At 61.1% G+C, this 19780-nt stretch carries 16 protein-coding genes, 3 tRNA genes and 1 riboswitch; of the genes, 2 read left to right on the forward strand and 17 right to left on the reverse strand.

What is annotated here, in order from left to right:
• Positions 1-260: 260 nt before the first annotated feature.
• Positions 261-1703 (reverse strand): magnesium transporter, encoded by a 1443-nt coding sequence (mgtE, locus tag BM321_RS06050; RefSeq protein ID WP_092441895.1) that lies wholly within the window; start codon positions 1701-1703, stop codon positions 261-263.
• Between the two features lie 322 nt (positions 1704-2025).
• On the opposite strand from mgtE, the gene BM321_RS06055 reads away from it, so the two are divergent.
• Positions 2026-2529: a cell envelope protein SmpA gene (locus tag BM321_RS06055; protein ID WP_092330552.1), complete on the forward strand. Its 504-nt coding sequence runs from the start codon at positions 2026-2028 to the stop codon at positions 2527-2529.
• A 40-nt stretch (positions 2530-2569) separates the two neighbouring features.
• Here the strand turns inward: BM321_RS06055 and BM321_RS06060 are convergent.
• The 7 genes from BM321_RS06060 to ltaE all read right to left on the reverse strand — a co-directional run bounded on the left by BM321_RS06060 (position 2570) and on the right by ltaE (position 8535).
• Positions 2570-2646 (reverse strand) — tRNA-Arg (locus BM321_RS06060).
• A gap of 72 nt (positions 2647-2718) precedes the next feature.
• Positions 2719-2795, reverse strand: a tRNA-Arg gene (locus BM321_RS06065).
• A 108-nt stretch (positions 2796-2903) separates the two neighbouring features.
• Positions 2904-2994: transfer RNA gene (locus BM321_RS06070), tRNA-Ser, on the reverse strand.
• Between the two features lie 62 nt (positions 2995-3056).
• Positions 3057-3245 carry a carbon storage regulator CsrA gene (gene csrA / locus BM321_RS06075; protein WP_003178872.1) on the reverse strand — a complete coding sequence of 63 codons (189 nt, stop codon included), beginning with the start codon at positions 3243-3245 and terminating at the stop codon, positions 3057-3059.
• Positions 3246-3428: 183 nt separating this feature from the next.
• Positions 3429-4670: an aspartate kinase gene (locus BM321_RS06080; RefSeq protein ID WP_060741016.1), complete on the reverse strand. Its 1242-nt coding sequence runs from the start codon at positions 4668-4670 to the stop codon at positions 3429-3431.
• Between the two features lie 92 nt (positions 4671-4762).
• The gene (alaS, locus tag BM321_RS06085) at positions 4763-7384 is read right to left on the reverse strand and encodes an alanine--tRNA ligase (RefSeq protein ID WP_092333564.1); all 2622 of its coding nucleotides are present in this window, start codon (positions 7382-7384) and stop codon (positions 4763-4765) included.
• A gap of 146 nt (positions 7385-7530) precedes the next feature.
• The gene (gene ltaE, locus BM321_RS06090) at positions 7531-8535 is read right to left on the reverse strand and encodes a low-specificity L-threonine aldolase (protein WP_092441896.1); all 1005 of its coding nucleotides are present in this window, start codon (positions 8533-8535) and stop codon (positions 7531-7533) included.
• Positions 8536-8787: 252 nt separating this feature from the next.
• A riboswitch (FMN riboswitch) is annotated at positions 8788-8956 on the forward strand.
• A 101-nt stretch (positions 8957-9057) separates the two neighbouring features.
• Here ltaE and BM321_RS06095 point away from each other — a divergent pair.
• Positions 9058-9567, forward strand: coding sequence for a 6,7-dimethyl-8-ribityllumazine synthase (locus BM321_RS06095; protein WP_024618891.1), 510 nt, complete (start codon positions 9058-9060; stop codon positions 9565-9567).
• A gap of 122 nt (positions 9568-9689) precedes the next feature.
• Here the strand turns inward: BM321_RS06095 and astE are convergent, their stop codons facing one another.
• The 9 genes from astE to BM321_RS06140 form a co-directional block, all read right to left on the reverse strand.
• Positions 9690-10697: a succinylglutamate desuccinylase gene (gene astE / locus BM321_RS06100; RefSeq protein ID WP_092333560.1), complete on the reverse strand. Its 1008-nt coding sequence runs from the start codon at positions 10695-10697 to the stop codon at positions 9690-9692.
• A 12-nt stretch (positions 10698-10709) separates the two neighbouring features.
• Positions 10710-10997, reverse strand: a complete 288-nt coding sequence (locus BM321_RS06105) for a hypothetical protein (protein WP_003178862.1) — start codon at positions 10995-10997, stop codon at positions 10710-10712.
• Positions 10998-11066: 69 nt separating this feature from the next.
• Positions 11067-12413: an N-succinylarginine dihydrolase gene (gene astB, locus BM321_RS06110; protein WP_092441897.1), complete on the reverse strand. Its 1347-nt coding sequence runs from the start codon at positions 12411-12413 to the stop codon at positions 11067-11069.
• Positions 12414-12544: 131 nt separating this feature from the next.
• Entirely contained in the window at positions 12545-14014 is a 1470-nt protein-coding gene (astD, locus tag BM321_RS06115) for a succinylglutamate-semialdehyde dehydrogenase (protein ID WP_175534904.1), read from the reverse strand.
• Complete coding sequence (gene astA / locus BM321_RS06120; RefSeq protein WP_039591862.1) at positions 14011-15036, reverse strand: arginine N-succinyltransferase; 1026 nt, start codon at positions 15034-15036, stop codon at positions 14011-14013. The genes astD and astA overlap by 4 nt, the downstream gene beginning before the upstream one ends.
• A 43-nt stretch (positions 15037-15079) precedes the next feature.
• Positions 15080-16099: an arginine/ornithine succinyltransferase subunit alpha gene (gene aruF, locus BM321_RS06125; protein WP_003178851.1), complete on the reverse strand. Its 1020-nt coding sequence runs from the start codon at positions 16097-16099 to the stop codon at positions 15080-15082.
• A gap of 235 nt (positions 16100-16334) precedes the next feature.
• Positions 16335-17555, reverse strand: a complete 1221-nt coding sequence (locus BM321_RS06130) for an aspartate aminotransferase family protein (RefSeq protein ID WP_060741008.1) — start codon at positions 17553-17555, stop codon at positions 16335-16337.
• 359 nt (positions 17556-17914) lie between these two features.
• Positions 17915-18895, reverse strand: coding sequence for a GlxA family transcriptional regulator (locus BM321_RS06135; RefSeq protein WP_092333552.1), 981 nt, complete (start codon positions 18893-18895; stop codon positions 17915-17917).
• A gap of 113 nt (positions 18896-19008) precedes the next feature.
• On the reverse strand, positions 19009-19773 hold the full coding sequence (locus BM321_RS06140; RefSeq protein ID WP_053124413.1) for an ABC transporter ATP-binding protein: 765 nt from the start codon (positions 19771-19773) through the stop codon (positions 19009-19011).
• Positions 19774-19780: the final 7 nt, after the last annotated feature.

The raw sequence follows: 19780 nt of genomic DNA on the forward strand, positions 1-19780 counted from the left end.
GTTTGGCCCAGCTGAAATGCATGACAGCGCACACATCGTGAACACCCACGACCCCCTGTGGGAGCGAGCTTGCTCGCGATAGCGGTGTTACCGTTGCATAGCGGCTGGACCTGCCGGTTGCTCTTGCTTTGGGCGCTTGATCTCGACACCCCGTCATTCGAAAGAAGCTCAAAAAACGGCGCTTCCCATTTCTGAAAGAAGCGCCGTTTTTTCCAAGCGAACAGTTCTACGCCAAACAGGCGGGTTTCTCGATGAGCGACTCAGAGCAGGAAAATCGTCGCCAACCCCAGGAAAATGAAGAACCCGCCGCTATCGGTCACAGCGGTAATCATGACGCTGGCACCCATGGCAGGATCGCGTCCCATGCGGGCCAGGGTCATGGGGATCAAGACCCCCATCAATGCCGCCAGTAGCAGGTTGAGCGTCATTGCGGCCGTCATGACCACTCCCAGCGACCAGCTGCCATAAAGCAGATAAGCCACCACACCAATCACCCCTCCCCAAATCACGCCGTTGATCAAGGAGACCGCCAGTTCCTTGCGCATCAATCGCGATGTATTGCCGGTGCTGACCTGGTCCAGCGCCATGGCACGGACGATCATGGTGATGGTCTGGTTACCGGAGTTGCCACCGATACCGGCGACGATGGGCATCAGCGCCGCGAGCGCCACCAGCTTCTCGATGGAGCCTTCGAACAGGCCGATGACCCGGGAAGCGACAAACGCCGTGATCAAGTTGATCGCCAGCCAGGCCCAACGGTTACGCAGGGACTTCCAGACCGAGGCGAAGATGTCTTCTTCTTCGCGCAGACCGGCCATGTTGAGGACTTCGCTTTCGCTTTCCTCACGAATCAAGTCGACCATTTCATCGATGGTCAGACGGCCGATCAGCTTGCCGTTCTTGTCGACCACCGGTGCGGAAATCAAGTCATAACGTTCGAATGCCTGGGCCGCATCGTAGGCGTCTTCGTCCGGGTGGAAGCTCACCGGATCGCTGGCCATGACCTCGGCCACCTGCTTTTCCGGGTCGTTGACGAGCAAACGCTTGATGGGCAGCACGCCCTTGAGCACGCCGTCGTAGTCGACCACGAAAAGCTTGTCGGTATGGCCGGGCAGTTCCTTGAGACGACGCAGGTAGCGCAAGACCACTTCAAGGCTGACATCCTCGCGGATCGTCACCATCTCGAAGTCCATCAACGCACCGACCTGCTCCTCGTCATAGGACAACGCCGAGCGCACACGCTCACGTTGCTGGCCGTCGAGGGCCTCCATCAGTTCGTGGACAACGTCCCGTGGCAGTTCGGGCGCAAGGTCGGCGAGTTCGTCGGCGTCCATTTCCTTGGCCGCCGCCAGCAACTCATGATCATCCATGTCGGCGATCAGGGTTTCGCGAACCGAGTCCGACACTTCGAGCAGGATGTCACCGTCTCGATCAGCCTTGACCAACTGCCAGACCGTCAGACGCTCTTCCAGGGGCAAGGCTTCAAGAATGTAGGCGACGTCGGCGGAGTGCAGGTCATCGAGCTTGCGTTGCAGCTCGACGAGATTCTGCCGGTGGACCAGGCTCTCGACCCGGTCATGATTCGGGCCTTCCTGGCGATGCGTCAGGTCTTCGACGACCCGCTGGCGCTGCAGCAGCTCAACGACTTGAGCGAGACGATCCTGAAGGCTTTCCTGCGTTTTTTTTACTTCTACTTGGGTCATAGGCGAACTCCACTCCCAGCAGTGGAGCACGCCGGAAGGATCAATCAGTTAATTCATGATTGGCAAAACTAAATATTGAGTAACTACTGGGTAAGTCCATGGAGATATTCCAAAGCCCCGGCGGGGCTGACGGGCGCAATCATACACCGCTTGACGCTTTAAAACGCTAAAAAATCATGGCAAGAACAAGCGCTTGCGAGACAAACCTGAACGCAGGCTGAACCTTGTGCTTTACGACGACTTATCCGGAAAAGAAAACACACGCCTCGACAGAAATGCGGCGACTACCCTGTTCTCCTGCACCGTCAAGGAGGACGACCGGATGCCCATCAACCACTACCTGATTCTGCTCGCCAGCCTGCCCTGCCTGCCTTTGTGGGCCGCCGGGCAAACCGTGCATCGCTGCGAAAGCATCGCGGGGCACGTGACATTCACCACCTTGAGTTGTGGCCCGGGTGAAGCCCTGTCACTCCAGCAGATCCATCCCTACAGCCCAGGTTCGATCGAGCCGACGACCGAGGCGATGCTGCCCGAAGCGGAGCGCTGGCAAACATCCGGCAACACAACCACGCGCAAGGAGCCGACCGTGGTCGGCCAGTTCCAGGACCGCTGCGGGAACCTCATCGATGCCAGGCAACGCCGCGATGCCATCCTGGAACGACGAATCGTCGTCGGCATGAGCCAACAGGACGTCGAGAGCGCCCTGGGCAAGCCAGACTCAGTCAAGATTCGAAATTCGAGCACACGGTATACCTACAAGGCGAAGAAAGGCCGCAGCGCAGAGGTCGTGTTCGATGAAAGGGGGTGCGTGAAAGGCAAATCGTAGACAGCAAAAAGCCCGCGTTAAACGCGGGCTTTTTGGTGTTTGGTGCACTCGACAGGATTCGAACCTGTGACCGCTCGGTTCGTAGCCGAGTACTCTATCCAGCTGAGCTACGAGTGCAAGTTGTGGTTTTATACCAGATCACAACTGGTTGAAGCCAAGTTATTTGCATTGCTGCAAACAACTCTTAAATGGTGCACTCGACAGGATTCGAACCTGTGACCGCTCGGTTCGTAGCCGAGTACTCTATCCAGCTGAGCTACGAGTGCATTTGTTGCCGCGCATTATAGGTCGTCAAATCCTTTTGTAAAGCGCTTTTTTTCAGTAATTTCAATCACTTACTGATCAAGCCAGGTTCTGACGCACTAAACGAATAATGGCGGAGAACGGGGGATTCGAACCCCCGACACCCTTTTGAGGTGTACTCCCTTAGCAGGGGAGCGCCTTCGGCCACTCGGCCAGCTCTCCGCAACACGGGGCGTATATTAACCACCTTCATCCCCGTTTGCAAACATAAAAATCGATAAAAATTAATGGCTTGGTTCGTCGTCCTTCTCTTTCTTGATACGCAGGTAGATTTCCTCCCGGTGTACAGCAACCTCTTTCGGGGCGTTGACGCCGATACGCACTTGGTTTCCTTTGACGCCGAGCACGGTCACGGTGATTTCGCCATCGCCAATAATCAGGCTTTCTGCACACCGACGAGTCAGAATCAGCATACCTTTCTCCTCACGCAATTCACTTAAGGGACAACAGTCTGCAAAAAAAAGGCATTGGACCTACAACCGAAACGGTCGAAGCCTACAGGCCTAGTATTGACCAGCGCGGGCAAAAGAACAGTTTTGGGACGCGCCATTCAGAAAAACAAAGGGCGCGGTCCAGCCGCGCCCTTTGGATAACGCTTACTCGCCCTGCTGGGCAGCAGCGTCGAGCTCGAAAGCCGTGTGCAGGGCGCGCACGGCCAGTTCCAGGTATTTCTCTTCGATCACCACGGAAACCTTGATTTCCGAAGTAGAGATCATCTGGATGTTGATGCTTTCCTTGGCCAGGGATTCGAACATGCGGCTGGCCACGCCCGCGTGGGAACGCATGCCGACACCGACGATCGAGACCTTGGCGATCTTGGTATCGCCCACCACTTCCCGGGCACCGATCTCGCCAGCGGTCTTTTTCAGGATCGCTTCGGCAGACTGGTAGTCGTTGCGGTGCACGGTGAAGGTGAAGTCAGTGGTGTTATCGTGCGAGACGTTCTGCACGATCATGTCGACTTCGATGTTCGCGGCACTGATCGGGCCGAGAATCTTGAACGCCACGCCGGGGGTGTCTGGCACGCCACGGATGGTCAGCTTGGCCTCATCGCGGTTGAAAGCGATGCCGGAAATGATCGGCTGTTCCATGGATTCCTCTTCATCAATAGTAATGAGGGTGCCCGGACCCTCTTTGAAGCTGTGCAGGACGCGCAGCGGAACGTTGTACTTGCCGGCGAATTCGACCGCCCGGATCTGCAACACTTTCGAGCCGAGACTGGCCATTTCCAGCATTTCTTCGAACGTGATCTTGTCCAGGCGCTGGGCCACAGGCACCACCCGTGGGTCGGTGGTGTAGACACCGTCCACATCGGTGTAGATCTGGCATTCGTCAGCCTTGAGAGCCGCCGCCAGTGCTACACCCGTGGTGTCGGAACCGCCACGGCCGAGGGTGGTGATATTGCCCTGTTCGTCCACGCCCTGGAAACCGGCGACAACCACGACACGGCCAGCCTTCAGGTCGCCGCGAATCTTCTGGTCGTCGATCTGCAGGATACGCGCTTTGTTGTGCGCGCTGTCCGTCAGGATACGCACCTGGTTGCCGGTGTAGGACACCGCCGGTACACCACGCTTGATCAGCGCCATGGCCAGCAAAGCGATGGTCACCTGCTCGCCAGTGGAAACGATCACGTCCAGCTCACGGGGAACCGGTTGCTGGTCGCCGCTGATTTGCTTGGCCAGATCGATCAGACGGTTGGTCTCGCCGCTCATTGCCGACAGCACAACCACCAGGTCATCGCCCGCTTCACGGAATTTCTTAACCTTGTCGGCGACTTGTTCGATTCTCTCGACAGTGCCGACCGAGGTGCCTCCAAATTTCTGTACGATCAAAGCCATTTCAAAGCCGCCTCTGCCCATGAAGGGCGCCCAATAAATCACTCAAACAGCGGCCGGGCTCGTCACTAGACCACGAGCCCGGCGACACTGCCTTAAATACCCTGCTCTACGAATGCAACGGTCTGGGCCAGTGCCGCGTCCAGGGCGCCGACGTCGGTACCACCGCCTTGCGCCATGTCCGGACGACCACCGCCCTTTCCGCCCACTGCCGCAGCGGCCTGCTTCATCAAATCACCGGCCTTGAGTTGGCCAGTCAGGTCTTTGGTCACGCCTGCGACGAGAACGACCTTTTCCTCATGGACACTGCCGAGCAGGATCACTGCGCGGCCGAGTTTGTTCTTCAGTTGATCGACCAGCGCCAGCAGCGCCTTGCCATCCTGGCCGTCCAGACGCACGGCCAGCACCTTCACGCCCTTGACGTCCACCGCCTGGGCCGACAGATCGTCGCCCGCGGCACTGGCGGCCTTGGCCTGCAACTGCTCGAGCTGCTTCTCCAGCAGGCGGTTGCGCTCCAGCACAGCCGACAGCTTGTCGATCAGGTTGTCGCGACTACCCTTGATCAGGGTTGCCGCTTCCTTGAGTTGTTCTTCGGCCGCGTTGAGGTACGCCAGGGCCGCGGCGCCGGTGACCGCTTCGATCCGGCGCACACCGGATGCCACGCCACCTTCGCTGATGATTTTCATCAGGCCGATGTCGCCGGTCCGGTTGGCGTGGATGCCTCCGCACAGTTCAACGGAGAAGTCGCCCATGCTCAGCACGCGCACGCTGTCGCCGTACTTCTCGCCGAACAACGCCATCGCGCCCTTGCGCTTGGCGGTCTCGATGTCGGTCTCTTCGGTTTCCACCGGGGAGTTCTTGCGAATCTCGGCGTTGACGATCTCTTCCAGCGCCTTGAGTTGCTCAGGCTTGATGGCTTCGAAATGGCTGAAGTCAAAGCGCAGGCGCTGACTGTCCACCAACGAGCCCTTCTGCTGGACATGCTCGCCCAGCACCTGGCGCAACGCCGCGTGCAGCAAGTGGGTGGCGGAGTGGTTCAGCGACGTGGCATGGCGCACCTCGGCGTCGACATGGGCGGCCACCGGGGCGGCGATCATCAGGCTGCCCGACGCCAGCACGCCGTGGTGCAGGAACGCACCGCCGGTCTTGGTGGTGTCACGCACGTCGAAACGCGAGTTGCCCGCCTGCAGGTAACCGCTGTCGCCGATCTGGCCGCCGGACTCGGCGTAGAACGGGGTCTTGTCCAGCACGATCACGCCTTCCTGGCCTTCGCTCAGGATGTCGACCGATTGCCCGTCCTTATAGATGGCAACGATCTTGGCCGAGCCGGTGGTACCGGCATAACCGGTGAACTCGGTGGCCACGTCTACCTTGACCAGGCTGTTGTAGTCCATGCCGAAGGAGCTGGCGGAACGCGCACGCACCCGCTGGGCTTCCATCTCGCGCTCGAACCCTTCCTCGTCGAGAGTCAGGTTGCGTTCGCGGGCGATGTCGCCGGTCAGGTCCATCGGGAAGCCATAGGTGTCGTACAGCTTGAACACCACGTCGCCCGGAACCACGTTGCCCTTGAGTTCGGCCAGGTCCTGCTCGAGGATCTTCAGGCCTTGCTCCAGGGTCTTGGCGAATTGCTCCTCTTCAGCCTTGAGCACGCGTTCGATATGCGCCTGCTGGGACTTGAGTTCCGGGAAGGCGTCGCCCATCTCGGCCACCAATGCCGCGACGATCTGATAGAAGAAGCTGCCCTTGGCGCCCAGCTTGTTACCGTGACGGCAGGCGCGACGGATGATCCGGCGCAGCACATAGCCACGGCCTTCGTTGGACGGCAGCACGCCGTCGGCAATCAGGAAGCCGCAGGAACGGATGTGGTCGGCGACCACTTTCAGCGAGGCCTGGTTGTCGTTGGTGCAACCGATGGCCTTGGCCGACGCGCTCAGCAGGCTCTGGAACAGGTCGATTTCGTAGTTGGAATGAACGTGCTGCAGCACCGCACTGATCCGTTCCAGGCCCATGCCGGTGTCCACCGACGGCGCTGGCAGCGGATGCAACACGCCATCGGCGGTGCGGTTGAACTGCATGAACACGTTGTTCCAGATCTCGATGTAGCGGTCGCCGTCTTCTTCCGGCGAGCCGGGTGGGCCGCCCCAGATGTCGGCGCCGTGATCGTAGAAGATCTCGGTGCAAGGGCCGCATGGGCCGGTGTCGCCCATGGTCCAGAAGTTATCGGAGGCGTAAGGCGCGCCTTTGTTGTCGCCAATGCGCACCATGCGCTCTGGCGGGACACCGACCTCTTTGGTCCAGATGTCATAGGCTTCGTCGTCGGTGGCGTAGACCGTGACCCAAAGCTTCTCCTTGGGCAGGTTCAGCCACTTGTCGGAGGTCAGGAAGGTCCAGGCGAAGGTGATGGCGTCACGCTTGAAATAGTCACCGAAGCTGAAGTTACCCAGCATTTCGAAGAACGTGTGGTGACGTGCGGTATAGCCGACGTTTTCCAGGTCGTTGTGCTTGCCGCCGGCACGCACGCACTTCTGGCTGCTTACCGCACGGGTATAGGCACGTTTTTCCTGGCCCAGGAAGCAGTCCTTGAACTGGTTCATCCCCGCGTTGGTGAACAGCAGGGTCGGGTCGTTGCCCGGAATCAAAGAGCTGGAGGCTACTCGGGTGTGGCCTTGCTCTTCGAAGAAGCGAAGGAAGGCTTCACGGATTTCTGCGCTTTTCATTAGGTTCTTCCACGGAGGCTGCGGCCAAAGGCCTGTGCAAAACGTCAACAGACGAAGCAACGGCAAAGGGCCGCATTATATCGGCCCTGCGCGTGGGGTACAGCGTGTTTATGCGATAGAAACTGTCAATTGGCCCGGTTGACGGGTCAGTGGCGGGAAAATTCGACGAAAGTGGCGACCACCTGGTCGATTTGCGCCGCACTCACGTCCATGTGCGTCACCATTCGCAGGCGTGGCGCCGCGCTGAGCTTGACGCCCCGTTCATCGGCAAACACCTTGATCGCCTCGGCCCGCTCGCCCATTTGTACGTAGACCATGTTGGTCTGCACCGGCTCGACCTCGTAACCCGCCCCACGCAGGCCCTCGGCAAGCCGCTGGGCATTGGCGTGGTCATCGGCCAGGCGCTGGACCTGATGCTCCAGGGCATACAGCCCGGCTGCCGCGAGGATCCCGGCCTGGCGCATGCCGCCACCGACCATCTTGCGCAGCCGGCGGGCCTTGCCGATCAACTCGACGCTGCCGCACAGGACCGAGCCCACCGGAGCGCCAAGGCCCTTGGACAGGCACACCGACACCGAATCGAAATGTTGCGTGATTTGCCGGGCATCGACATTCAACTTGACCGCGGCGTTGTACAACCGCGCCCCGTCCAAGTGCAGGGCCAGGCCATGTTCCTGGGTGAAACGCCGGGCCCGGGCCAGGTATTCCAAGGGCAGCACCTTGCCCTGCATGGTGTTTTCCAGGGCCAGCAGGCGGGTACGGGCAAAGTGAAAGTCATCGGGCTTGATCGCCGCGGCGACGTGCGCCAGGTCCAGGGAACCGTCCGCCTGCACCTCCAGAGGCTGGGGCTGGATCGAACCGAGCACCGCCGCACCGCCACCCTCGTATTTGTAGGTATGGGCCTGCTGACCGACGATGTACTCATCGCCGCGCTCGCAGTGGGCCATCAACCCCAGCAGATTACTCATGGTGCCCGACGGCACGAACAGCGCCGCCGCGAATCCCAGACGCCCGGCCAGTTCGGCTTCGAGGCGATTGACGGTCGGGTCTTCGCCATACACATCATCGCCGGTTGGCGCGCTGGCCATGGCATCCAGCATGCCGGCGGTAGGTTGGGTGACCGTATCGCTGCGAAGATCGATAACACTCATGAATCTGGCCTCGGGTTCTGGCGGGGGAATTCCCTTTCGAAGGGCAATTACTGCGGGCAGGGCGGGAAATAATCAAGGCTGGTCGACGGAAAGCCTGAAGATTATCCAGAACGCCTGTGGGAGCGAGCTTGCTCGCGATGGCGGCAGCGCATCCAGCATCAACACAAGCTGAACCACCGCTATCGCGAGCAAGCTCGCTCCCACAGTAGGTTATGTGTTAAAAATCCTCCGCCGCCAAAAACCATGGCGGCAAAACGTTCTCAGGGCGGGGTGTAACTCCCCACCGGCGGTAATTGCACGCAACGTGCATAGCCCGCGAGCGCTTGGCGGTACACCGCTTTTTGGGGTGTAGCGGCAAGGTCAGCAGACCCGGTGTGATCCCGGGGCCGACGGTCATAGTCCGGATGAAGAGAGAACGGGATTGATACCCAAGGGCCGACTGCGACTGTCTTGTACGCGGCGTACCCTCGAATCCCCTTCGATTCATGACGCCCTGTTTTTCACACAAACAGGAACCAGAACATGCAACCCACTGCAATCGACAGCAAGAGCAAAAGTCATCCGGGCGAGCGCGTCGCGTTCATCCAGGCCTGCTGGCACAAGGAAATCGTCGACCAGAGCCGTAAAGGCTTCGTCGCCGAAATGATCATCCAGGGTTACCAGGAAAGCGATATCGACTTCTTCGAAGTCGGTGGTGCCTTCGAGATTCCGCTGCACGCCAAGCTGCTGGCCAAGTCAGGCCGCTACGCCGGCATCGTCGCCGCCGGCCTGGTGGTGGACGGGGGCATCTACCGTCACGAGTTCGTCGCCCAATCGGTGATCAGCGGCCTGATGCAGGTTCAGTTGGAAACCGAAGTGCCAGTGTTCTCGGTGGTGCTCACGCCGCATCATTTCCATGCGGGGGAAGAACATCAGAAATTCTTCTTCGAGCATTTCGTGCACAAGGGCCAGGAAGCGGCGAAGACTTGCGCCGATACCCTGCACAAGACCCGGGCGTTGCGTCGCAGTGAGCAGCGGGCGGTAGCGGTCTAAAACCACTAAAAAACCTGTGGGAGCGAGCTTGCTCGCGATGACGGAGTACCAGTCACCTGCAACATTGACTGGAACACCGCCATCGCGAGCAAGCTCGCTCCCACAATGGTTCGGTGTAGGTTTTAGGCCAGGTTTTCGTCAGTCGCCGGTACGATCAGGATCCCGGCCCGCAAGCCATTCTTGACCTTGGGGTTCGGGAAGATGATCCGGGCGCCCTCCTCTTCGATCACCCAGCGGGTCTGGGCGATGTCCTCGGCCAGCACATAACCTTTTTCAAGCTCGGAGAAGTTCTCGATGTCCGCCGGCAGGTTCAAGCGGAAGCTGTCGCTGTGCTTGATGATTTCCCGCGCCACGCTGAACAGCTGCAAGCCATCCAACCCTTCGTCCAGCTCAGGCTCGTTGCCTTCGATGATCTGTTGCAGGCGGGTCTCCAGCAGGCCGACGTTGACCCCATCGTTCTGCCCGAAGGGCCGGGCCTTGCCCAGTTCCAGGGTGAAGGACTCGGCGCCGAGCTGGTCGTAGGTGTAGGCACTGAAGACGATGGACGGCTTGTTCTGCAGCAACACCGCCTCCATGCCCGCAGCACGCAGGCGCGCCAGCTCACGGCGTGAATGCGCGCGGCCTTCCTTCCAGGGGTAAAGGGCAAACTGCTCGATCTTCGAGCCGCGGATAGCGGTGTGCAGGTCGTAATGCAAGCGACTGCGCTCCGGCCGACTGAAGAAACTGGCGGCCAGCCGCTCCAGCTCGCAGGCCCGCAGCGCTTCAGCACCGCCACTGAGCTCATGGCGACCATTGAACAACCGGTTGACGTCCTGTTCGACGAAACGCTCACCGCGCCGGATGGCCTCGGGGTTGCCGAACAGGAACAGAATGCGTGCCCGCGGCTTCAGGTCGCCACGGGCAATGTCGTGCAGCAGGCGATCGAGCAATTCGATCGGCGCGGTTTCATTGCCGTGGATACCGGCCGACAGCAGCAGGTCCAGGCCGTTATCCCGGGCTTCGGGCGGCTTGACCTCCAGCGCGCCCTCGCTCAACCAGCGCATCCGTACGCCTTCGACAGTCAGTTGAGTCTTCTCCGCCGGTTCACGGCCGGCGAGGGTCAGTTCAAGCAGTTTGCCGAGGGCGAGCATAGCGCGGTTTCCTTAGTGGTCGTGGCCGCAGTCCGGGCCATGGACATGGTCATCGTCGCCAACGTCCGCCGGTTCCATTTCCAGTTGCAGGCTGACCAGATTGGTCGCCAATGGACGCAACAACAGGTTGGCGTATTCCTCGTCCCCTTCCTCGACATCGACGCCGATCAGCAACTGACCGCGGCCATCCTGCTGGATCCACAATTCCTTGCCTTGCCACATCACCGCGACACGGGTGCAGGAGGTTTCCAGTTGGGTGCCGTCGGTGTCTTCAAGGATCAGCTGCAGGGTATCGCTCATGTCTTTACGTTCTCGTCTGGGGATAAGGCAACGCGCCCTGCTTTGACTGTAGTCAGGTCGCGCGCGCTTTCAATTGATCTGGAAAGGATAAACCGCGCCAAGTTTAAGGATTTGTGTCAGTTCATCCAGTGCCCCACGGCATTCGAGCAGCAACTGCGGGTCTGCCAGGTCATTTTCGGTCATGCGATCGCGGTAGTGCCGCTCGACCCATTGGGTCAGCGAATCGTACAGCGGCGCGGTCATGATAACCCCTGGGTTGACGGCCGCCAGCTCGGTTTCATTGAGGGCCACGCGCAACCTCAGGCAAGCCGGGCCGCCACCGTTCTGCATGCTTTGCTTGAGGTCGAAGACCTTCACTTCGCGAATGACCCCGCCAGCGCCCGTCAGGCCTTGCAGGTATTGCCAGACGCGTTCGTTGCCACGGCACTCTTCCGGCACGATCAAGAGCATGGAGCCGTCGGGACGCGACAGCAACTGGCTATTGAACAGGTAGGAACGTACTGCGTCATCGACAGTAACCGCCGAACGCGGCACGCACACCGACTGAAATTTCCCACCGACCTTGGCGAGTTTGCTGCTCAACTCGGCCAACATCTTGTCGGTCTCGAGAAACGCGTCCTCGTGATAGAACAGCACTTCGCCATTGCCCACCGCGATCACATCGTTGTGGAACACACCCTGGTCGATCACCGACGGATTCTGTTGGGCGTACACCACGCCCTCCTCCGCCAGCCCATGCAGGCGCGCAACGGCCTGGGAGGCTTCCAGGGTCTGGCGCGCCGGGTATTTCTGCGGTGCGGGATAACGGGTGTCGAAGGCGCTGCGACCGAAGACGAAGAATTCGACGCCGGCCTCGCCGTAGGCGCGGCAGAAACGCGTGTGGTTGGCCGCGCCTTCATCGCCGAACTGCGCCACCGCCGGCAACGCGGCGTGGTGGGCGAAGTGCTGCTGGTCGGCAAACATGGCCCCCAACACGCGACTGGTGGTCGGATGCTCGATGCTGCGGTGGTATTTGCAATTCAGGTTGGCGGCGGTGAAATGCACGCGTCCATCGGCGGTGTCGGCACTCGGGCTGACGGTGGCGGCGTTGGCCACCCACATGCTGGAGGCCGAGCAGCTGGCGACCAGCAACGGCATCGCTTCCTTCGCGGCCTGCTGGATGACCTGGGCATCGCTGCCGGCAAAGCCCAAGCGGCGCAGGGCCGCCACGTCCGGACGCTCCTGCGGCGCCAGCACGCCTTGCTGGAAACCCATGTCCATCAACGCTTTCATTTTCGCCAGGCCCTGCAACGCCGCTTCCTTGGGGTTGGAGGACTGCTGGCTGTTGCTCTGGGACGCGACGTTGCCGTACGAGAGCCCACCGTAGTTATGGGTCGGCCCCACTAGACCGTCAAAGTTGACTTCATAGGATTTCATCAGCGAGGCTCCACGAGAATCTGTTTTTTATAGGCATCAAATAACAACCGCATCGCGGCCTTCGCGAGCAAGCTCGCTCCCACATGGATTGCGCAGGACCCTGTGGGAGCGAGCTTGCTCGCGATCGGGGTTCACACCATTCTCACGCCGGGGGTCAGGGCAGCCGGCATGACAAGGCTTGGCGTCTCCAGGGAAGCCACCGGGTACGCGCAATAATCAGCCGCGTAATAAGCACTGGCGCGATGGTTGCCCGAGGCACCGACACCGCCGAACGGGGCGCTGCTGGCGGCACCGGTCAGCTGTTTGTTCCAGTTGACAATACCGGCGCGGCTCTGCAGCCAGAATTGCTGGTAACGCGCCTGGGAATCGGACAGCAACCCGGCGGCCAGGCCATATTGCGTATTGTTGGCCTCGGTGATGGCGGCAGCGAAGTCCGTGTAGCGGATCACTTGCAGCAACGGCCCGAACAGCTCTTCATCAGGACGCTCGGCCACGGCGGTCACATCCAGGATACCCGGCGTCAGCAATGCCGCCTGGGGCTGCGGCTGGGTCATGGCCAACAGCGGCACGGCGCCTTTGCCCAGCAAATGGTTTTGCGCGTCCATCAACGCCTTCGCCGCGCCCAGGGAAATCACCGATCCCATGAACGGTGCCGGTTGCTGGTCAAAGGCACCGACTTCAAGGGTCGAGCTGACCGCCACCAGGCGCGCCAGCAAGGCATCGCCCCAGGCGCCTTCCGGCACCAGCAGGCGGCGCGCACAGGTGCAGCGCTGTCCGGCGGAAATGAAGGCCGATTGGATAATGGTGTAGACCGCCGCATCGACGTCCGCCACCTCATCCACCACCAGTGGGTTGTTACCGCCCATTTCCAGCGCGAGGATCTTGTCCGGGCGCCCGGAAAATTGTTGATGCAGCAGATTGCCGGTGCGGCTGGAGCCGGTGAAGAACAGCCCGTCGATACCTGGGTTCGCCGCCAGGGCGATACCGGTTTCCCGCGCGCCTTGCAGCAGGTTCAGCACACCCGCCGGCAGACCGGCCTCGATCCAGCACTTGACCGTCAGTTCGGCGACTTTCGGCGTCAGCTCGCTCGGCTTGAACAACACGCTGTTGCCGGCCAGCAGTGCGGGCACGATGTGGCCATTGGGCAAGTGCCCGGGGAAGTTGTAGGGGCCGAAGACCGCCACCACGCCGTGGGGCTTGTGGCGCAGCACGGCGGTGGCGTCGCCCAGGGGGCCGCTCTTCTCGCCGGTCCGCTCGCGGTAGCTCTTCACCGAAATGGCGACTTTATTGACCATGCTGGTCACTTCGGTCGCCGCTTCCCACAACGGCTTGCCGGTTTCTTCACCGATGCACTGGGCCAGTTCGTCAGCGTGATTCTTCAGGGCCGCGGCAAAAGCTTCCAGCACCTGGATGCGTTCATCCAACGAGCGCCGTGCCCAGTCCGGAAACGCCTGGCGCGCGGCCTGCACCGCCGACTCCACTTGCGCCGCCGTGGCGCCGTTGCCCGACCACAACACCTGCTGGGTCACGGGGTTCAACGACTCAAAGAGGTCGCCCTGGCCTTCCAGCCAGCTACCTGCGATGTACAACGAATTCATCATTTCGACTCCCTGGCGGCGGACAACGCAACGGCACGCACCTGATCGCCGGCATTGAGTTGAAGACGTTTGGCGGTCAGCGGATCGACCACCAGAGTGCCTGCGGCGAAACGCGCCGGTGCAGCCGTGATGCGGCAGTCTTCGCGCTTGCGGTTGTGGATGAGGAACGGCGTGGCGTCATCGCCCGGCGTGCCGATGGCCAGCACCAGCGCCTGGCTGTCGCGAATCGCGCGGATCTTGCCGGTTTCGCACTCCACCGCCGGGCCGGCGTCGAAGATGTCGACGTAACCCTGATAGCTGAAACCTTCGCTCTTGAGCATCGACAAGGCCGGTTCAGTATCCGGATGAACCTGGCCAATCACGGCCCGGGCATCTTCGGACAAGAAACAGGTGTACAGCGGGAATTTGGGCATCAGTTCAGCGATGAACGCTTTGTTGCCCACGCCGGTGAGGTAATCGGCCTGGCTGAACTCCATTTTGAAGAAATGCCGGCCCAGGCTTTCCCAGAACGGCGAACGGCCGTTGTCGTCGGACATGCCGCGCATCTCGGCAATGATCTTGTTGCCGAACAATTGCGGAAACTCCGCGATGAACAACAGCCGCGCCTTGGCCAGCATCCGACCATTGAGGCCACTGCGGTAGTCGGCGTGGAGAAACAGCGAGCACAGCTCGGAATTGCCGGTCAGGTCGTTGGCCAGGAACAGAGTCGGGATTTCCCGATAGATGTTCAGTTCCTGGGAAGCGCTGACCGTCAGGCCGACCCGAAAGTTATACCAGGGCTCACGCAGCCCCACGGCACCGGCGATGGCGGAAATGCCCACCACTCGACCGTCATCGTCTTCGAGCACGAACAGGTAGTCCGCGTCACCGCGCCCGGCTTCGCCGCGAAAGGTCTTCTCGGCCCAACCCACCCGATGGGCCAGGCGCTCTTCGTTGGCCGGCAAGGTGGTCAGGCCGGTGCCCGTGCTGCGGGCCAGGGCGATCAGAGCGGGTAAATCGCTGCTGCGTACGGGACGAACGATCATGCTATCTCCTCAAACGGGCCGCTTGCGCCACCCGCGAAACTCATTAAACCGCCACCAGGCGCACGCTGGCGCCTTCGCCAACGCCCAAGGCTTCGGCCGCTTCCATATCCAGGGTCACCGGTTTGCCCGGCGCGTAGTCGAGTTCGAGCAGCACGGCGCGGTAATCCTGCAACTGGGCATTGGCCACCAGGTATTGGCGGCCGGCGCCCTTGACCGGCTCGCCGATCTTGACCGGCACCACGCGGCTCTGGGCGATCGAGCGGATGCCCGAGACGCGGGCATGCAGGGTCGGGCCACCGTCGAAGATGTCGATGTAGTGATCGGTCTCGAAACCCTCGCGCATCAGGATGTCGAAGGTGATCTGTGCCCGCGGATGCACCTGGCCCATGGCTTCCTGGGCGGCATCCGGCAACAGCGGCACGTAGATCGGGTAATGGGGCATCAGCTCGGCGAGGAAGGTACGGCTCTTCAGCCCGCACAGGCGCTCGGCGGCGGCATAGTTGAGGTCGAAGAAGTTGCGACCGATGGCGTCCCAGAACGGCGAGTCGCCATTCTCATCGCTGTAGCCGACGATCTCGGTCACCACCGAATCGGCGAACCGCTCCGGATGGCTGGCGACGAACAGCAGCCGCCCCCGTGAGTTGAGCTCCGACCATGGCGAGCCGACCAGTTCCGGCACCACGTAGAAACTGGTCAGCAGGCTGTTGCCGGTCAGGTCGTGGCATTGGGAGAGCACGTGGATCTTGTTATGGATCTTCAGCTCGCGGGAGGCATGGACGAAGGTCTCGTTGCGAAAGCTGTAGAACGGTTCGGAATAACCGGCCGACGCGACAATGGCCGAACAGCCCGCCAGCTTGCCGGTCGCGGTGTCTTCGAGGACGAAGAAATAGCTCTCTTCACCGTTGAAGCTGACTTCGGCGGCAAACGAGGCTTCGCTTGCAGCGATCTTGTCGCTCAGGCGTTCCACGTCATCCGGCAAGGAAGTGACACCGATCGGACTGTCCGCAGCCAGACGCTGTACCTCGCCCAGATCCGCCATTTGCGCGGGGCGCATCACCAGCATGGTGTCACTCCTTAACTTGAAATAAAGGGTTCGACCATTGGGTCGATACACAGAAAAAAACTAAACGAACACGCGGCTCCGCATTGCATCTGCCGCGGTCTTCGATTTTCAGCCGCAGCAAGCCCCCTGTGGGAGCGAGCTTGCTCGCGATAGCGGTGTATCAGTCAACATCGATGCTGGCTGGTCCGACGCCATCGCGAGCAAGCTCGCTCCCACAAGGGGTCCAGCTTCAGCGTCAGGCCTGGGTCAGTTTCGCCGCGGCCCGCTCGAAGCGGTCCAGGCCGGCGTCGATGTCGGCGTCTTCCACCACCAGGCTCGGGGCGAAGCGAATCACGTCCGGGCCGGCTTGCAGGATCATCAGGCCTTCCTGTTCGGCGGCGTTGAAGATGTCCTTGGCCTTGCCTTTCCAGGCATCGTTCAGCACGCAACCGATCAGCAGGCCCAGGCCACGCACTTGGGTGAACAGGCCGTACTTCTCGCCGATCTGCTCCAGGCGCGCCTTGAACTTGGCGTGCTTGGTTTTGACACCACCAAGCACCTCAGGCGTATTGACCACATCGATCACCGCTTCGGCCACTGCGCAGGCGAGCGGGTTGCCGCCATAGGTGGTGCCATGGGTGCCGACCACCAGGTGCTTGGCCAAGGCTTCGGTGGTGAGCATCGCCGCGATCGGGAAACCACCGCCCAGGCTCTTGGCGCTGGTGAGGATGTCCGGGACCACGCCGTAATGCATGTAGGCGAACAGATGACCGCTGCGGCCCATGCCGGTCTGCACCTCATCGAACACCAGCAGCGCGTCGTGGGCATCGCACAAGTCACGGGCGCCTTGCAGGTAGGCCTGCTCGGCCGGCAGCACGCCGCCCTCGCCCTGGATCGGCTCCAGCACCACGGCGCAGGTCTTGTCCGAGACAGCGGCCTTCAACGCGGCCAGGTCGTTGTAAGGAACGTGGGTGATGCCAGTGATTTTAGGCCCGAAACCGTCGGAGTACTTCGACTGCCCGCCGACGTTGACGGTGAACAGGGTGCGACCGTGGAAGCTGTTGAGCGCGGCGATGATTTCGTATTTCTCGCTGCCGAAACGATCGAACGCAACGCGACGGGCCAGCTTGAAGGCGGCCTCGTTGGCTTCGGCGCCGGAGTTGCAGAAAAACGCGCGCTCGGCAAACGTCGCGTTGACCAGCTTGTGGGCCAGGCGCAAGGCCGGCTCATTGGTGAAGACGTTGGAGACGTGCCACAGCTTGTTGGCCTGTTCGGTCAGTGCGCCGACCAGCGCCGGGTGGGCGTGGCCCAGTACGTTGACTGCAATACCGCCAGCGAAGTCGATCAACTCACGACCGGATTGGTCCCATACGCGGGAACCGGCACCACGCACAGGTATGAAGGCAGCAGGTGCATAGTTGGGAACCATAACCTGGTCGAAATCGGCGCGTTGTACCGCGGCTTGCTCAACGGACATCGGAGTCTCCTGATGAGGAACACCCGCCTGGAACTGGCGGGCTTGGTAAGGATTGTAAGGACAGTTTTCAGCCCGGCCTTGCCGCCAAGCGACAACTTCTTATAGCGCCAACCCACGTTTTGCGCGGGTTTACGGCAATGCGACAAATAGCGTCGCAAAGGCGCAGTTTAAACGTTGCCGAGGGATTTGAGGCGCCTGCGTCCACATTTCCGCTGCCAGACACAAAACACCTGTGGGAGCGAGCTTGCTCGCGATAGCGTCGGCTCAGCTGGCATTAGCGTCGACTGATAACCCGCCATCGCGAGCAAGCTCGCTCCCACGATTTTTTGTGTCGACCGCCCTATCCGCAGCCTTACCGCCTAGCCGCGCTCGGACGGCACCGACGACAATTCGAACGGGCTGCTGCTGCGTCGCTGATTGCGGTCTTCCCGCGGCGTGGCGCCGAAGAAGTTGCGGTAGGCACTGGAGAAGTGTGGCCCCGAGGAGAAACCGCAGGACAGGCCGATCTGGATGATGGATTTGCTGGTCTGCATCAACATCTGCCGGGCCTTGTTCAGGCGCAGCTCCAGGTAATACTGGCTGGGCACGCGATTGAGGTATTGCTTGAAGATCCGCTCCAGTTGCCGGCGGGATACACACACATGCTGGGCGATTTCGTCGGTGGTCAGCGGCTCTTCGATATTGGCCTCCATCAGCAGCACCGCCTGGGTGAGCTTTGGATGGCTGGAACCGAGACGGTTCTGCAAGGGGATGCGCTGGCGCTCGCCGCCTTCACGAATGCGCTCGACCACCAACTCTTCCGACACCGCGCCGGCCAGTTCCGCACCGTGATCCCGGGCCAGGACCGCCAGCAACAGGTCCAGCACCGACATGCCGCCGCAAGCGCTCAGGCGATCGCGATCCCAGTCGAACAGATGGCTGGTGGCGATGACCTTGGGGAAACGTTCGGAGAAGTCGTCCTGCCAACGCCAATGCACGGCGGCACGGTAACCGTCGAGCAAACCCAACTGGGCCAAGGGATAGACACCCGCCGACAAACCACCGATCACGCAACCGGCACGCACCAGTTGCTTGAGGGCGCTGCTCAGGGGCGCGGCCAGTGCGGTCGGCGGCTCATCGGCCAGCAGGAACAGCTTCTGGAACCCCTCGAGCTTGCCGGCCCAAGGCTCGCCCGGCAATTGCCAGGCGCCGGCGGCCGCTGGCTCGGCCTGCAAGAACGACAGCTCGTAGACCACATCCGGATGCACCCGCTGGGCGACACGCAAGGCCTCCTCGGCCAGCGCCAGCGTCAAGGCTTTAGTGCTGGGCCAAATCAGGAAACCTATTCGATGGGCAGTCATGGCGGGCGATCCGAAGCGAAAACAGTGTTAAAGCCAAAAGCGGCTGCAACCAAATTAGACCATCTGGCACGCGGTGCGCAGCATGACCCAAATCAGGTGCGTAACGGGAGCGATTACTTGAGGCTGCCCGAAAGAAATTGTTGCAGGCGCTCCGATTGCGGATTGACCAGCACTTCACGCGGGTTGCCGCTTTCTTCGACGATGCCCTTGTGCAGGAACACCAGTTGGTTCGAGACCTCGCGGGCAAAGCCCATTTCGTGGGTCACCACCACCATGGTCCGACCTTCCAGGGCCAGGGCCTGCATCACCTTGAGCACGTCACCCACCAGTTCCGGGTCCAGCGCCGAAGTCGGTTCGTCGAACAGCATCACCTCAGGTTCCATCGCCAGCGCACGGGCAATCGCCACGCGTTGCTGCTCGCCGCCGGACATGTGGCCCGGGTAGGCATCCTTGCGATGGGCCACGCCGACCTTGTTCAGGTAGTGCTCGGCCTTCTCCCGCGCTTCAGCCTTGGCCACGCCCAGTACATGCACAGGCGCCTCCATGATGTTTTCCAACGCGGTCATGTGGGACCACAGGTTGAAATGCTGGAACACCATCGACAGCCGCGACCGCATGCGCTGCAGTTGCTTGGGGTCCGCGGCCTTCATGGCGCCATCCTTGCCGGCGACCAGTTTCAGCTCTTCGTTGTTGAGCAGAATCTTGCCGGCATGGGGTTGCTCGAGCAGGTTGATGCAACGCAGGAAGGTACTCTTGCCGGAGCCACTGGAGCCGATGATGCTGATCACATCGCCAGCGGCGGCCTTCAGGGACACACCCTTGAGCACTTCGTGACTGCCATAGCGTTTATGCAGGTCTTGGACTTCAAGCTTGTACATGCGGTCG

It is taken from the genome of Pseudomonas sp. NFIX10 (assembly GCF_900111955.1).
In the GTDB taxonomy this organism is placed as follows: Bacteria; Pseudomonadota; Gammaproteobacteria; order Pseudomonadales; family Pseudomonadaceae; genus Aquipseudomonas; species Aquipseudomonas fluorescens_AA.

Bases quoted from the DNA above. Each gene is read 5' to 3' on its own strand.
- mgtE (WP_092441895.1), bottom strand. From the start codon at position 1,703: ATGACCCAAGTAGAAGTAAAAAAAACGCAGGAAAGCCTTCAGGATCGT.
- astA (WP_039591862.1), bottom strand. From the start codon at position 15,036: ATGATCGTTCGTCCCGTACGCAGCAGCGATTTACCCGCTCTGATCGCC.
- ltaE (WP_092441896.1), bottom strand. From the start codon at position 8,535: ATGAGTGTTATCGATCTTCGCAGCGATACGGTCACCCAACCTACCGCC.
- csrA (WP_003178872.1), bottom strand. From the start codon at position 3,245: ATGCTGATTCTGACTCGTCGGTGTGCAGAAAGCCTGATTATTGGCGAT.
- BM321_RS06135 (WP_092333552.1), bottom strand. From the start codon at position 18,895: ATGACTGCCCATCGAATAGGTTTCCTGATTTGGCCCAGCACTAAAGCC.
- BM321_RS06080 (WP_060741016.1), bottom strand. From the start codon at position 4,670: ATGGCTTTGATCGTACAGAAATTTGGAGGCACCTCGGTCGGCACTGTC.
- BM321_RS06140 (WP_053124413.1), bottom strand. From the start codon at position 19,773: ATGTACAAGCTTGAAGTCCAAGACCTGCATAAACGCTATGGCAGTCAC.
- astB (WP_092441897.1), bottom strand. From the start codon at position 12,413: ATGAAATCCTATGAAGTCAACTTTGACGGTCTAGTGGGGCCGACCCAT.
- BM321_RS06095 (WP_024618891.1), top strand. From the start codon at position 9,058: ATGCAACCCACTGCAATCGACAGCAAGAGCAAAAGTCATCCGGGCGAG.
- alaS (WP_092333564.1), bottom strand. From the start codon at position 7,384: ATGAAAAGCGCAGAAATCCGTGAAGCCTTCCTTCGCTTCTTCGAAGAG.
- astE (WP_092333560.1), bottom strand. From the start codon at position 10,697: ATGCTCGCCCTCGGCAAACTGCTTGAACTGACCCTCGCCGGCCGTGAA.
- BM321_RS06105 (WP_003178862.1), bottom strand. From the start codon at position 10,997: ATGAGCGATACCCTGCAGCTGATCCTTGAAGACACCGACGGCACCCAA.
- BM321_RS06130 (WP_060741008.1), bottom strand. From the start codon at position 17,555: ATGTCCGTTGAGCAAGCCGCGGTACAACGCGCCGATTTCGACCAGGTT.
- aruF (WP_003178851.1), bottom strand. From the start codon at position 16,099: ATGCTGGTGATGCGCCCCGCGCAAATGGCGGATCTGGGCGAGGTACAG.
- BM321_RS06055 (WP_092330552.1), top strand. From the start codon at position 2,026: ATGCCCATCAACCACTACCTGATTCTGCTCGCCAGCCTGCCCTGCCTG.
- astD (WP_175534904.1), bottom strand. From the start codon at position 14,014: ATGATGAATTCGTTGTACATCGCAGGTAGCTGGCTGGAAGGCCAGGGC.